General features: G+C 52.3%; 12 protein-coding genes. 7 read left to right on the forward strand and 5 right to left on the reverse strand.

All coding sequences use genetic code 11. From position 1 onward, the window contains the following. Both cyoA and L1F29_RS20320 read right to left on the reverse strand, forming a co-directional pair. Complete coding sequence (gene cyoA, locus L1F29_RS20315) at positions 1-972, reverse strand: ubiquinol oxidase subunit II (RefSeq protein WP_258389750.1); 972 nt, start codon at positions 970-972, stop codon at positions 1-3. Between the two features lie 245 nt (positions 973-1217). Next, positions 1218-1499 (reverse strand): hypothetical protein, encoded by a 282-nt coding sequence (locus L1F29_RS20320; protein ID WP_258383877.1) that lies wholly within the window; start codon positions 1497-1499, stop codon positions 1218-1220. 271 nt (positions 1500-1770) lie between these two features. Between L1F29_RS20320 and L1F29_RS20325 the strand changes: the two genes are divergently transcribed. Next, positions 1771-3666, forward strand: a complete 1896-nt coding sequence (locus L1F29_RS20325) for a terpene cyclase/mutase family protein (protein WP_258383878.1) — start codon at positions 1771-1773, stop codon at positions 3664-3666. A gap of 250 nt (positions 3667-3916) precedes the next feature. After that, positions 3917-4249 carry a helix-turn-helix transcriptional regulator gene (locus tag L1F29_RS20330; protein ID WP_309252318.1) on the forward strand — a complete coding sequence of 111 codons (333 nt, stop codon included), beginning with the start codon at positions 3917-3919 and terminating at the stop codon, positions 4247-4249. A gap of 6 nt (positions 4250-4255) precedes the next feature. Here the strand turns inward: L1F29_RS20330 and L1F29_RS20335 are convergent, their stop codons facing one another. Continuing rightward, entirely contained in the window at positions 4256-6514 is a 2259-nt protein-coding gene (locus L1F29_RS20335; protein ID WP_258383879.1) for a sensor histidine kinase, read from the reverse strand. Between L1F29_RS20335 and L1F29_RS20340 the strand changes: the two genes are divergently transcribed. The 4 genes from L1F29_RS20340 to L1F29_RS20355 are packed head-to-tail and all read left to right on the forward strand — an operon-like array spanning position 6471 to position 10161. Next, entirely contained in the window at positions 6471-7187 is a 717-nt protein-coding gene (locus L1F29_RS20340) for a response regulator (RefSeq protein WP_258383880.1), read from the forward strand. The two genes, L1F29_RS20335 and L1F29_RS20340, sit on opposite strands and share 44 nt — an antisense overlap. Next, positions 7174-8040 (forward strand): class I SAM-dependent methyltransferase, encoded by an 867-nt coding sequence (locus tag L1F29_RS20345; RefSeq protein WP_258383881.1) that lies wholly within the window; start codon positions 7174-7176, stop codon positions 8038-8040. The genes L1F29_RS20340 and L1F29_RS20345 overlap by 14 nt, the downstream gene beginning before the upstream one ends. Position 8041: 1 nt before the next feature. Continuing rightward, a complete protein-coding gene (locus L1F29_RS20350; protein WP_258383882.1) occupies positions 8042-8797 on the forward strand; it encodes an RluA family pseudouridine synthase in 756 nt (251 codons plus the stop codon). Next, positions 8794-10161: a CapA family protein gene (locus L1F29_RS20355; protein ID WP_258383883.1), complete on the forward strand. Its 1368-nt coding sequence runs from the start codon at positions 8794-8796 to the stop codon at positions 10159-10161. The genes L1F29_RS20350 and L1F29_RS20355 overlap by 4 nt, the downstream gene beginning before the upstream one ends. 283 nt (positions 10162-10444) lie before the next feature. Here L1F29_RS20355 and L1F29_RS20360 read toward each other — a convergent pair whose 3' ends face one another. Then, entirely contained in the window at positions 10445-10849 is a 405-nt protein-coding gene (locus tag L1F29_RS20360; protein WP_258383884.1) for a MarR family winged helix-turn-helix transcriptional regulator, read from the reverse strand. Between the two features lie 200 nt (positions 10850-11049). Between L1F29_RS20360 and L1F29_RS20365 the strand changes: the two genes are divergently transcribed. Then, positions 11050-11217: a hypothetical protein gene (locus L1F29_RS20365; protein ID WP_258383885.1), complete on the forward strand. Its 168-nt coding sequence runs from the start codon at positions 11050-11052 to the stop codon at positions 11215-11217. On the opposite strand, the gene gyrA is transcribed toward L1F29_RS20365, so the two are convergent. Next, entirely contained in the window at positions 11214-13655 is a 2442-nt protein-coding gene (gene gyrA / locus L1F29_RS20370; protein WP_258383886.1) for a DNA gyrase subunit A, read from the reverse strand. The two genes, L1F29_RS20365 and gyrA, sit on opposite strands and share 4 nt — an antisense overlap. Positions 13656-13664: the final 9 nt, after the last annotated feature.

Below are 13664 nucleotides of genomic sequence, written 5' to 3' on the forward strand. Positions count from 1 at the left end.
TTAATGTCCCGCATGATTTTCATCATGGCTATCGTGGCCGCCGGCACCTGAGTCCGTTTCTTCCGCTTTCTTGTCGGCTCCTTCAGGCTCTTGGGCGCTGCTTTCCTTCTCCCCATGGTGATGAGAAGAGGCGTATTTGTTTACGGTTTTGTTAAACAAGCCTTCGGGGAACGAAGAGAACGACTGCTCTTGCGTGACGCCCGGCTCAGCCAGCTTTTCGTAGCCATCTAATGTAAGCGGAGGCGAATCCGATTTGATCTGCTTCACCCAAGCGTCGAACTCCTCCTGAGTCGTCGCCTTCGCCTCAAAATTCATTTTGCCGAAATCCCGGCCGGTGAAGTTGGCTCCCGAGCCGAAGAAGCTGCCCGGCTCATCCGCTAACAGATGAAGTTTCATCGCCATCCCGGACATCGTGTACATCTGTCCGCCAAGCTGCGGAATCCAGAACGAGTTCATCGGCGCGTCCGAAGTCAGCTCGAAGCGGATCGGCACGTCCGCAGGAAATTGCAAGTAATTCACCGTTGCAATATCTTGCTCCGGATATTGGAATAACCATTTCCAATCCAATGAAGTGACTTGAATGACCATCGTTTCTTTCTCCGACTCCAATGGTTTGGATGGCTCCGTAGCATGCGTATACTGTACTGTGATGACGGCTAGTATTCCGATAATGACAATCGGGATCCCCCACCAAATAGCTTCAAGCTTGGTACTGTGCTCCCATTTCGGCGTGTACTTTGACTTGTTGCCAGGCTTGTCTCGATAACGCCATGCGATGACAAAAGTCATGATTAGTACGGGCACGAGAATTACTGCGCATAACAGCGATGAAATCAAGATCAGATCTCTCTGCTGCGCGGCGATCGGCCCTTTCGGATCCAGCACCATCAACGGATCGCTGCAGCCCGACAACAAAACCATTGTCAGAACCAGCGTCAATAGTGCTGATAGTCGTTTCCAAGCGGTGGGCATTTTCAACTTTCTCATCTCCTTAGCGGCCTTTCATTGTTGAGACTATCACTGCGGTGTAACACTCACGGAACAACAATAACAGATGTGACGCCACATATCTGCACCGTTAACAAATGCGTCAACAAATATTAAAATTTTTGTAATAAATCTTTCACCAATTCGTCGATTATTGAAAACCATGACAAAAAAACCCTCCCGATATTTGAACCGGGAAGGTTCCTGTCCTTCGTTCACACGCACAACCGTTACGCGATATCAGGCCGCTCGTTCATATCATGAACGTCCAGCTTGCGTGACTCCACCATATTGATTGCCGTTCCGATGGTATAAATGAATACACTTCCTACCATAAATCCGATTCCGAGCATGAGGGTTAAGTTCTTATCGCTAAAGTGGCTCACATTCCACAAGCTAAGAACGATGCCGGCCGCCAAGCAAGCCCATGCCATAAATTTCATTGCTGTAAATAAACGCCTCGCCCGATCCAGTTCCGAACGTCCTGCGTAAATTGGGTTGGTTTTCATCATACGCTCACATCCCCGTTATTCATTGTGTGTAACCGCTCTTATAAGTATTATAACCGCAAACCGACAAAAAGTGTTCAAATAATTTTCACTTTTTGATCATAAATTGCTCATAATTTAGACAAAAGTGAAAAAAGGGCGGAAATGCAAGGAATTACTTAGACCCTTACCTGGGACGGTACTAGCAAGGATGCGGCCGATCGGCGATTCGTCAGGTCATGAACCTATACAGCCCCTTCATACATTAGCAATAGTTAAGAACGGAGGGATACGTATGCGCGAACGAATGGATGAGGGGATATCTGCCCTGATTCGGAAGCTGCAGCGCGACCAGATGGGCAACGGCTCGTGGCAGTATCGATTTACGGAGAGCGGGATGATGACAGATGCGAATATGCTCATCCTTATTCGCACATTAGAACTGGATAAACCGGACATTGTCGGCCGATTAACAGACCGTATTTTGAACCGTCAGCTAGCCGACGGCTCATGGAATGTATACCCGGATGAAACGGACGGCAACCTGTCCGCAACGGTCGAATGTTATTTCGGGCTGCTTCATGCCGGCGTGCATCCCGATGAGCCCTATATGCTTCGAGCGAAGAATGCAATCGTTCGCCGCGGCGGCATCCGGCGTGTCGACAGCCTTATCACCAAATTCATGCTGGCCATAATCGGACAAATAAAATGGACACGGTTCTTCCCCGTGCCGCTCGCCCTGATTATGCTCCCCCCGTCTTCACCAATCAATTTCTTTCAATTTTCCGGCTATGCTCGCGTTCATATGGCGCCTATGCTTCTTCTGGCCGATAGTCAGAGAACCTTTCAAGTTCCTGAAATACCCGTCATCCAGGAATTTCAGCCGTCTATGATCGATAGCAGCCTGGATGACTCTCTCTGGGATCCTTATTTTCGCAGCGGTATGCTCGAGCAGTTGAAGCAGTGGGCGGAGATATGGAAATCGGCCCCTGCCGCATTCAAGGAAAGAGCGGTTCGAACAGCGGAGCGGTATATGCTGGACCGGATTGAATCCGACGGTACCCTTTACAGTTATGCCAGCTCGACGATGCTGATGATCTACGCCCTGCAGGCGATTGGATATGAACGCAGCCATCCGGTGATCCAACAGGCACTCCAAGGCTTAAACGCCTTTCTGCGGCCGGACAGCGGCGGACTTCACCTGCAGACGACCACATCGACGGTTTGGGATACCGCATTAATCAGCCACGCTCTCTCGCAAGCCGGCGTCTCTCCCCTTCATTCCTCCATACAAAATGCAGGCCGTTACTTGCTCAGCAGACAGCATGCGAAGCTGGGCGACTGGCAGCTGCAGGTGCAGGACCCCGAGCCGGGAGGATGGGGCTTCTCGGACATCAATACCATTAATCCGGACGTCGACGATACGACAGCTGCTCTTCGGGCAATCGAGCCGCTTCGGTCATCCTCTTGGCAAGCGGCGGAAGCGGCGGAACGAGGCCTGCAATGGCTCTTATCGATGCAGAATGATGACGGCGGATGGGCTGCCTTCGAGCGAAACAACAATCATCCATTGATGAAATGGATCCCGCTCGAAGGAGCGGAAGCAGCGGCAACGGATCCTTCCTCGGCCGATTTAACGGGACGGACGCTTGAATATTTGGGAAGGACGGTCGGATTGACAGGCAAGCATCCATTTGTCAGACGAGCGGTTTCTTATCTCTATCGGACGCAGCGGCAGGATGGCTCCTGGTATGGCAGATGGGGCGTTTGTTACATCTATGGCACGTGGGCGGCGCTGACCGGACTGTCAGCCGTCCGCGAACCGCTGGATCATCCTCAGATCCGTAAAGGGAGGGAATGGCTGCTATCGATTCAACGACCCGATGGCGGCTTCGGCGAATCCTGCGGAAGCGACCGGATCATGCGCTACAGCCCGCTCCATTACTCCACGCTCGTACAAACCGCCTGGGCACTCGATGCGCTGGTCTCGGTATTCGATTCGGCTCATGAGGCAGCAGACCGGGCGGCAAACTTCCTCCTGAGCCATCTGCTCACGGATGGAATCATAACGGCCTACCCTACCGGAGCCGGGCTCCCGGGACACATCTATTCCCGTTACGAAAGCTATCCGCTGGTCTGGCCGCTGCTCGCTTTATCCCATTACCGAAACAAGTTTTCTTCCGAGTCGTAAATATGATCCATACAAAAAACCAATGGTCATCGTCATCCACCATTGGTTTTTATTTTCCTTCCTATCCTTGCGCCTTGAACATAAGTACATCTGTAAGAGCTGTGGAAGGTATGAAGCCGCGAATTTCCTATATTTTTTCATTACAAGTCTTGACATTGATACACTTCGTATCATAAATTACTAGTAGTAGGGTATATACCATTTGCACTAGGTCTTATTGTTTAGTATGAATGATTAAGGAGCCGCTGACATGACGATGACGATGGGAGACCGCTTGCGTGAACTAAGGCTGAGAAAAAGCATTTCGCAGGAAGAAGTCGCAAGGCAAATCGGAATTACACGCTCCGCATACAGTCATTATGAAATAAACAACCGCCAACCGGTATACGAAACGCTGAAGAAGCTGGCTGTGCTGTTCAACGTTTCGCTCGACTACATTATCGGCGGTGAGCAATCTGCCAAGGCCGATCCGCCCGTAATGCCCGAAGCGATCGAGATGATCCGCATCTTGAACAGCATGGATCTAGATGAGCGGAAGAAGTCGATCGCGAAAATGATGGCCGTCCTCCGGCAAGCGGAATAGCGGCGCTTACGTAACAACGGCAGGAAGCGTAAAGGTAATAATCGTTCCTTGACCGACTTCGCTTTCCGCGCCGATCGTTCCGCTATGCGCCTCTACGATTTCTTTGGCAATTGCAAGTCCTAAGCCGCTGCCTCCTTCCGCCGAGTTTCGAGCCTTATCTTTCTTATAGAAACGGTCGAAAATAAACGGCAAATGTTCGGATTCGATCCCGTAGCCCGTATCCTCCACTTTGACGATGGCCCGGTTGGAAGTCGGTTCGAACTGAAAGGATAGAGCAATCCTCCCTTTCTCCGGTGTGTATTTGATCGCGTTATAGATCAAATTGGCAAGCACCTGATCCATCCGCTGCTGATCGATATGCAGCATTATACGGCTCGGAGGCAGTGGCTCCCCTTCTTGATCATGAGTTGGAATATAACCGCATGCGAACACGATTCCCCTGCTTCTGACATCCAGCTCGTAATGCTCGCAAAGCTGATTCATCCACTCCGCAAGCGTCACCTCGGCAAATTCAAACCGCAGCTGCCCTGCCTCCAGCTTCGTAAGCTCGAATAAATTCCCGATCAGCCGATTCAACCCGCCGACCTTGCCCAGCATCATGCGAATGTATTTTTGCTGCTGCTCCTCGGTTTTTACGACCCCGTCCTGCATCGCTTCCAAGTATCCCTGCAGCAGTGTAATCGGTGTCCGGAGATCATGGGAGATGTTCGCCATCAGATGTCTCCGCGACATCTCTGATCTGGCCAGCTCCCGGTTCGTCCGCTCCAAAGCCTCGTTCGTGCAGCGAAGCGTATCCGTACGCTCCTCGATCCGCTCTTCCAGATGAACGTTCAATTCACGCAGCTCATCCGAGACCTGCTCCACTCTTCGCAGCGCGCTCGAAAATCGGGTTGAAATAATGAAGGACTGCATCAGGATGAAGAAGAAAAGTCCTAACGGAACGAGCTGATTTCTGGCGAACCATTCATTATAGAACAGCATATCGTTCAGAATGGTTCCGACGAAGACAGCCACTCCCGCCAGCACGAAGCATGCCCCTTCACGCTTGCGCAGCAGCGCAAGAATGAGTACGAGGAGTGTATATAAGCTGACGAATAGGACGAATAGCTGAAAGACGGGCAGCAGCCGCGTATATTGAATCGCTGGCGTAACCAGCACCACGAGACAAAGGGCTGTCCCGAAGCTGACCACGATCCTCTTTACGAACAATGAGGTATCCTTCGGGAATAAGCCGTTGATGTATAAATAACCCGATACCGCACTTAGCGCAAACGAAATATATTCGATCTTCATGCCATTCTCCCAGGTTAGGCTGGTAAACATTTGCATCAAGAACGAACCGCTGGTCACGCTGCTCCTCGCTGCAACAAAGAGGCAGAGCAGTCCAAAGTGGAGAGTGAACTGCTCCTTACGTCTGAACGCGTATAATCCGATATGATAAATGCCGATAATCATGAGACTGCCGAATATGATCATTTCTTGAATCGTTCGCTTCATCTGCGATTTGATAATATCTCCGCTGTCTCCAAGCGTGAAATTGACCCATATCCCGCCCTTTCGATGTTGAAAGTTGGATACTTGAACGACGATATCCAGCTTCTCGGTTTGCCCGTTGAAGGTCACGATACGTGGGTACTGCTCCGCCTTGGAGTGCTCGCGGCTCGTTCCGACCTGACCGGCAGAGGTTAGAAGCTTGCCGTTGATCCACAGCTTATAAGCGCTAAAGATGTTAGGAACACGAAGCGACAGCATCTGATCGTCCGGGGTGATGAGCACAGTCAGCCGGTAGGTTGCAACTCCTTGCCCTTTTTTCATGCCAACGCTGCTCGGATAGCTGTTCCATGTCTTCGGAACATTCATATAAAGCGGAATGCCGCTTCTCTCGAGATCCTGCGGCTCGAGCAGCTTCTGGCTGTAGAACGCCCACTGCCCTTGCAGCTTGACCTTCCCGTCGTTCTGGAACGACCAGCTCCTTAGATCAAGAACGCCCTGCTTGGCTTCCGGAGCACTGGTATCCGCTTTGGAGGAGCAGCCGGAAAGAAGCAGCTGTGCGGCTGTGAGTACAATAATAATGAGAAATAGTCGGCGAATCGTTCTTCCCTCCTCTATTATATAAAACGTCGATTGATCATACCTCCATACATTCGATATAATAACCGAGGAGGAGTATCGGCGGCCAAGGCATAAGTCCGGCTGCCAGCTTTCATGGGGAGGATATACAATGCAAGGAAATCGAATTTTGGTCGTTGATGACGAGCCCGACATTACCGAGCTTATCGGCCTGTATTTGGAACAGGACGGCTTCATTGTACATACGACAGACAATGGCGAGGACGCTCTAAGGCTGGCGAAAGAACTGAAGCCCGATTTAATTATACTCGACATCCAGCTGAAAAGCCTCGACGGCATTGAGGTATGCAAACAAATCCGACTGGAATCCGGCGTACCGATTCTATTCGTCAGCTGCAAAAGCGACGATACGGACATTATACACGGTCTGGATGTAGGCGGCGACGATTATATGACGAAGCCCTTCAGTCCCAGCCAGCTCGTGGCCCGGGTTAAAGCACATTTAAGGCGGCAGCTGCAGCTTAGCGAACGGACTCCCGATGAGGTGCTGGCCTTTGAAGGAGTCGTCATTGATTTGCAGGCGAGAACCGTCCACGTGTATGAGAAAGAAATTGCCTTGTCTGCCAAAGAATTCGAGCTGCTGGTCTGTTTGGCCCAATCGCCTAACCGTGCTTTTCCGCTGGATGAGTTATATAATGTCGTCTGGGGCGCGGACAGCATGGGCGATACGCGCACGCTCATGGTGCATATCAGCAACTTGCGCAAGAAAATAGAGCCAGACCCGGCCAATCCGGTTATTATCGTTACGGTCCGCGGCGTCGGCTATAAATTTAACTTCAAGGAAGGAATTACCCATGTACAACGCTGACCAATGGAATGATTACGAATTGCTCGACACCGGAGACGGTGAAAAACTGGAGCGCTGGGGCAAATATGTCCTTCGCCGCCCGGATCCGCAGGTGATCTGGCCGATGACCAGCGAAGGCGGACACTGGAAGACCGCAGACGGTCACTACCACCGCAGCTCCTCGGGAGGCGGGCAGTGGGAGTTCCGAACGCAAATGCCCGACCGCTGGACGATCGGATATAAGGAACTGAAGTTTCATATCCGTCCGACCAGCTTCAAGCATACCGGACTCTTCCCGGAGCAAGCGGTCAACTGGAGTTGGATGATGGATAAGATCCGGTCTGCCGGCCGGCCAATTCGCGTATTGAATCTATTCGCTTATACCGGCGGGGCAACGATTGCCGCCGCTGCCGCTGGCGCCGAAGTTTGCCACGTCGATGCCGCCAAGGGAATGGTGCAATGGGCCAAAGAAAATGCGCAGCTATCCGGACTTGAGAATCATCCGGTCCGATATATAACCGACGATGTATTCAAATTCGTCCAGCGGGAAGAACGCCGCGGCAAGCAGTACGATGCGATTATTATGGATCCGCCGTCTTACGGCCGCGGGCCGAATGGCGAGATGTGGAAGCTGGAGCAAAACCTGTTCCCTTTCCTGGACTTCTGCACCTCGATTCTATCGCCCAACCCGCTGTTCGTGCTCATCAATTCCTATACGACCGGTCTCTCCCCGTCGGTGCTGCATAACTTGCTTCATATGACGGTAGGCCGTAAATTCGGCGGCTCTATCCATTGCGGAGAGATCGGAATCCCGATTACGGCTTCCGGATTATCACTGCCATGCGGTATTCTAGGCCGCTGGGAGGCGAAATAAGATGTCGATCAAGGAGACGACGGCATCGGTTGATCCGGTCCTGCCCGTGCTCTACGAGGACAATCATCTGCTTGCCGTCGTCAAGCCGCCCGGAGTCCTGTCCCAAGCAGACGACACCGGCGAGCCGGATATGGTAACGCTATTGAAGCAGGACTTGAAGGTCCGTTACAACAAGCCCGGCAATGTCTATGTCGGACTTGTTCATCGGCTGGATCGACCCGTAGGCGGGGCCATGCTGTTTGCCAAAACATCGAAAGCCGCATCCAGACTCTCGGAATCCGTTCGCTCCCGCGCCTTCGATAAAACGTATGTAGCGGTGGTTCACGGCAATCCGCCACAGACAACCGGCCGGCTGAAGCACTTCTTGCGCAAGGACTCCAGCCGCAACATCGTATCCGTTCACAGTAAACAGGTGAACGAATCCAAGGAAGCGATACTTGACTATGCCGTGGTAGCGAACCGTCAATCGCATTCGCTTGTTGCCGTTCGGTTATTGACAGGCCGCCCTCATCAAATACGGGCACAGATGGCGGATGTCGGCTGTCCTCTCGTGTTTGACCGAAAGTATGGGGCGCCGGCATCGGATGGAGAACGCGATATCGCATTATGGTCCGCTGCTATCGGCGTCGCTCATCCGGTAACGAAGGACTGGCTGGCCTTCCACTCGCTCCCGCCTCAGACAGAACCATGGAAGCAGTGGAGCGACGAGGAGCTCAGGCGGGCCCTCACCATCCTGCCCGAACATGAACACGCATGAGAAGGCGGATACAAGCGCTTCTCGCTGTCCTTGCCCTGCTCCTAGTTGTTACAGGCTGCACGAACGTCCTGAAGCCAGCCGTTGAAACGAATGGCAATGTTCAGGAAACGAACAACGGCACTAACGTCACTGATGGCAATGGCGGCAGTACATCCAGTAATGAACCCCAAAGTAATGTTGATCCGCCAAGCCAATCTCACAATGACGAGACAGACTCACCGTCGACCGGCAATGAAGAAGATCAAGCCTCTGAAGATGCCGGGCAGCCTGTTCAGACGAATCCTGACGATATAGCCCATGGGGTCTGGATGGCCGTCGGAGATATAATGATGCATATGCCTCAGCTACCAGGAGCCTATAACAGCAAGAAGAAGCGCTATGTATTCGATCCTTTCTTCAGCGAGGTTCGCCCTATTCTCGAGGAAGGCGATTGGACATTAGCCAATCTCGAGACGCCGATAACGGGCAAAGACCTTGGATATACGGGATTTCCAAAGTTCAATGCACCGCCGGAGCTCGCCGAGGCATTGAAGAATGCCGGGTTCACGATTGTAACCAATGCGAATAATCATTCGTTAGACCGCAATTTCAAAGGGATCGAACGAACGTTGGCCAACTTGGAGAAGCATGGCCTCATAACCAAAGGAACTTCGCGTTCGCAGGCTGAAGCAGATCGGAATACGATAATTGAACAGAACGGGATCAGGATGGGGCTTCTCGCGTACTCGTACGGAACGAACGGAATCCCGCTGCCGAAGGGCAAGCCCTACTCCGTGTCCCTGATCGAAGAACAGGCTATTATCCAAGATATTCATAAGCTACGCAAAGCAGGGACGGACTTTATTACCGTTGCTCTCCATTTCGGCACCGAATATGAAACAACGCCCAACGAGAAGCAGAAATCGCTTGCCCGTAATCTGATTGCCGCAGGCGCCGACATTATCGCAGGCTCTCATACGCATGTCGTTCAGCCTTACGAAACGATTGAAGTAACGGAGCCCGATGGTTCCGTAAGACAGGGACTTATTATCTATTCCATGGGAAATTTCATCTCGAATCAACGCGGCGATACGAAGGATTACGGCGTCATCTTCAAGGCAGGTATACAGAAAAATAATGTGACAGGCATTACGACGATCGGTCCTGTAGAAGCCATCCCGACTTGGGTCCATCGTTATAAAGCAGACGGAACGAATCGCTATACCATCGTACCGCTCCGGCAAAGCATCGAGAAGCGTTCCATCCCCTACTTCTCCGCGAACGGCTACACCGAATTGCAGCGCAATCTATCCGTTTTAAGCAAGCGGCTGCAGTCGATGGCCGACATAGCTATAACCGTAGATGCTATAACACTCGACCCATAGTATATGGTGAATAATTACGAAGGGCTGCCCCTTTCGTCATCTTCGATGACGGATGGGCAGCCCTTCGTATATCATTGACTATCTAAAGGCTGAGCATAGAGCGGTGGTACGCTAATGATCAACGGCTGTAAGACCGAAAAACGGCGTTACAGCGCCACATTGAGATTGCAAGCGAGGCGTGAGTCCGTTTTTGGGACTTACAGCGCCGGAAACTGGCGCAGCACCAACCAATCTACGGCTGTAAGACCGAAAATCGGCGTTTACATAACCAGACCTTCGCCAGTTAATTCGCCACTTTGCCGAGCAAATAAACGAGCAGCTGCTGATTATGCGAAGAAATCCGGTCAAGCGCTTCGCTGACGTACGCATCCCTCAGCTCCATACCGCGTTTGGCCTCGGCTTGTCCAAGCTCGGTCAGACTGACCCACACGACTCTGCGGTCGTTGTCATCTCTGCTTCTGAGAACCAAGCCTCCGCGTTCCATCCGGTCAAGCAGCGTCGTAATCGCTGCCGGCGTTGTCGATAAATAGGCAAGCAGATCCGAAGGCTTCATCGGCTGATGCTGCAGCAGCAGCTCCAGGACATGCAGCTGACCTTCCGTCAACGTCGGCGCAAGCGCTTCCTCCAGATGCATCTTCCATTCTTTAGTCAACTTCATCCACAATCGGGCAAATTCCACAGATACCATTCTCAACACCTGCTTCCTGTCAATTATATCTCTTATCTCTATTATAGCAATCACGAATGTCGAATAAAAGATTAACGCAGTTAATATTATGTTCGATTAATCGCGCAAATAGAGAACCATTTGACAGAGTTAGACATAGAATAACGTTACAGGCTGCTAGACCTGCTCGAATGATAAGACCTGAAAGGAGGGCGAGGACGATGGAGGACCGCAAGCGAATCCTGCTGCAAAAGCTGGAAGACGCCGGAATAGCAGCAGACCCACAATGGCTCGATCGGCTCGATGAACCGGCTCCATTGTGGGTCGTGCTTGAGCTTATGCTGCAGCTGGTAGAACGGCATACGCCGCCTCAACAGCCGTTCGATTAATTCGTCACACGTGTGAAAGCCGTTTCGATGACGTCTTTCTTATCGACTGCGACAACCGCCTTACCGGTTGATTTGCGATCGTCGATTGGGGCTTTCTCGGTCGAGAACGTCAATTGGGCTCCCGACGATGTGAGCAGCATCAGCTCCCGCTCTTCCTTGCAGTGGAACGCACTAACAAGCCGTTCGCCGTTCGGCCTTACACGCTTGCCTTCCTTGAATTCAAACGTCTGAATGCCTTTGCCTCCACGGCCCTGGACGGGATAATCAAGCAAGAGCGAGCGTTTGGCAAAGCCAATTTCGGTGAGGACAAGTACTTCCCCTTCGTCCCCGGAAACCCACTCGGCCGCTATGACCTCGTCATCTGGCTTCAGCTGAATGCCGCGTACACCGGCTGCAACGCGTCCCATCGGATTGACTTCACTCTCCTGGAAGCGGATGCTCATACCCAGCTTGGTAACTAACAGCATCTCCATATTGCCCTCGCTGACGGCGACCCGCAGCACTTCATCGCCATCGGTAACCTTAACCGCGGCGATTGCCGTTGAACGCGACGATTTGTATTCTTTGAGCTCCGTCCGCTTCACTTGTCCCCGCTTCGTAACGAAAACCAGCGTACGGTTTGCTTCTTCGAAGTCCTTCACCGGTATAACGCTGACGATCGAATCGTCCTTCGGCATCGTCACGACGTTCACGACAGCCGTTCCCGTGTCCTTCCACTTGAACTCCGGGATCTGATGGACGGGAAGCTGAAAGTACTGCCCTTTGCGCGTGAATAATAGCAGCTGGTCGATTGTGTTCACGTCGAGCATGGTGCGAATAACGTCGCCTTCCTTAACCCCGGCGCTCTCCAGCTCGCCGCCCGAGCGGACGAAGGACAGCTTGGAGGTCCGCTTGATATACCCCTCGTGGCTGAGCGTTACGAAGACCTCTTCCGCCGGTACCATCACTTCCAGATTGACCTTGAGCTCTTCAACCTCGCCCTGAATATCCGAGCGCCGGTCGATGCCGTATTTATCGCGGATTTCCACAAGCTCGCCCTTGATCACGCTGATCAGCTTCTTCTCGCTGTCAAGTATGGAGCGGTAATATGCAATCCGCTTCTGCGTTTCTTTCAATTCTTTTTCCAAAGAAGTGATTTCCAGGTTCGTAAGCCTGTATAGCTGGAGCGTAAGTATCGCCTCGGCCTGGCGTTCGGTGAACCCGAATTTTTGCACGAGATTGTTCTGTGCATCCTGGCGATTCTTCGATGCCTTGATCGCAGCGATGATCTCGTCCAGAATGTTCAGCGCTTTAACCAAGCCTTCCAGTACATGAGCGCGGTCCTCCGCCTTCTCCAGCTCATATCGGGTACGATAGGTGACTACTTCCTTCTGGTGGGCGATGTAAGCCTGCAGAATCTCGCGCAAGCCGAGCTGTTTCGGCGTCTTGTTGACGATTGCCACCATGTTGAAGTTGTACGTAACCTGCAGATCCGTCTTCTTCAGCAGGAATGCCAGAACGCCCTTGGCGTCTGCATCCTTCTTCAGCTCGACAACGATCCGCAGTCCGTTGCGCCCGCTCTCGTCCCTTACCTCCGAGATGCCATCGACCTTCTTCTCAATCCGGATGTTCTCCATTACGGTAACTAGCCGCGATTTGACAACCTGGTACGGAATCTCCGTAATGACGATTTGTTGGCGTCCGCCCTTTAAATCCTCGATCGCGGCTTTGGAGCGAATATAGATGCGGCCCCTGCCCGTTTCATACGCTTCGCGGATTCCTTCTTCGCCCATGATCAAGCCGCCTGTCGGGAAATCCGGTCCCTTGACAATCGTCATGAGCTCTTCGATGCTGATGTCGGGTTTGTCCATGGACGCGATGCAGGCGTTAATGACCTCCCGCAAATTGTGAGTCGGAATTTCCGTTGCAAAGCCGGCCGAGATGCCAGTGACCCCGTTTACCAGCAAGTTCGGGAATCGCGATGGCAGGACGACCGGCTCTTTAGTCGTGTTATCGAAATTATCTTTAAACAGAACGGTCCGTTTCTCGATATCGCGGAGCAGCTCCATGGCAATGGGGGATAGCCGCGCCTCCGTGTAACGCATAGCCGCCGCCGGGTCGTCATCCTGCGAGCCCCAGTTGCCATGCCCGTCCACGAGCACATGCCCCATCTTCCATGGCTGCGCCATCCTCACCATGCCTTCATAGATCGAAGAGTCGCCGTGCGGATGATAGTTGCCCATAACGTCGCCGACCGTCTTGGCCGATTTGCGGTAAGGCTTGTCCGGCGTATTGCCCGCATCGTACATAGAGTAAAGAATACGCCGTTGTACGGGCTTCAAGCCGTCGCGAACGTCAGGAATAGCGCGTTCCTGAATGATATATTTGGAATAGCGTCCGAAGCGGTCCCCTACGACCTCCTCCAGAAACGCCGGCAGAAACTGTTCCAGGATACTCATGCTTATCTG

The sequence above is a fragment of the Paenibacillus spongiae genome (assembly GCF_024734895.1).
GTDB classification, from domain to species: Bacteria; Bacillota; Bacilli; order Paenibacillales; family Paenibacillaceae; genus Paenibacillus_Z; species Paenibacillus_Z spongiae.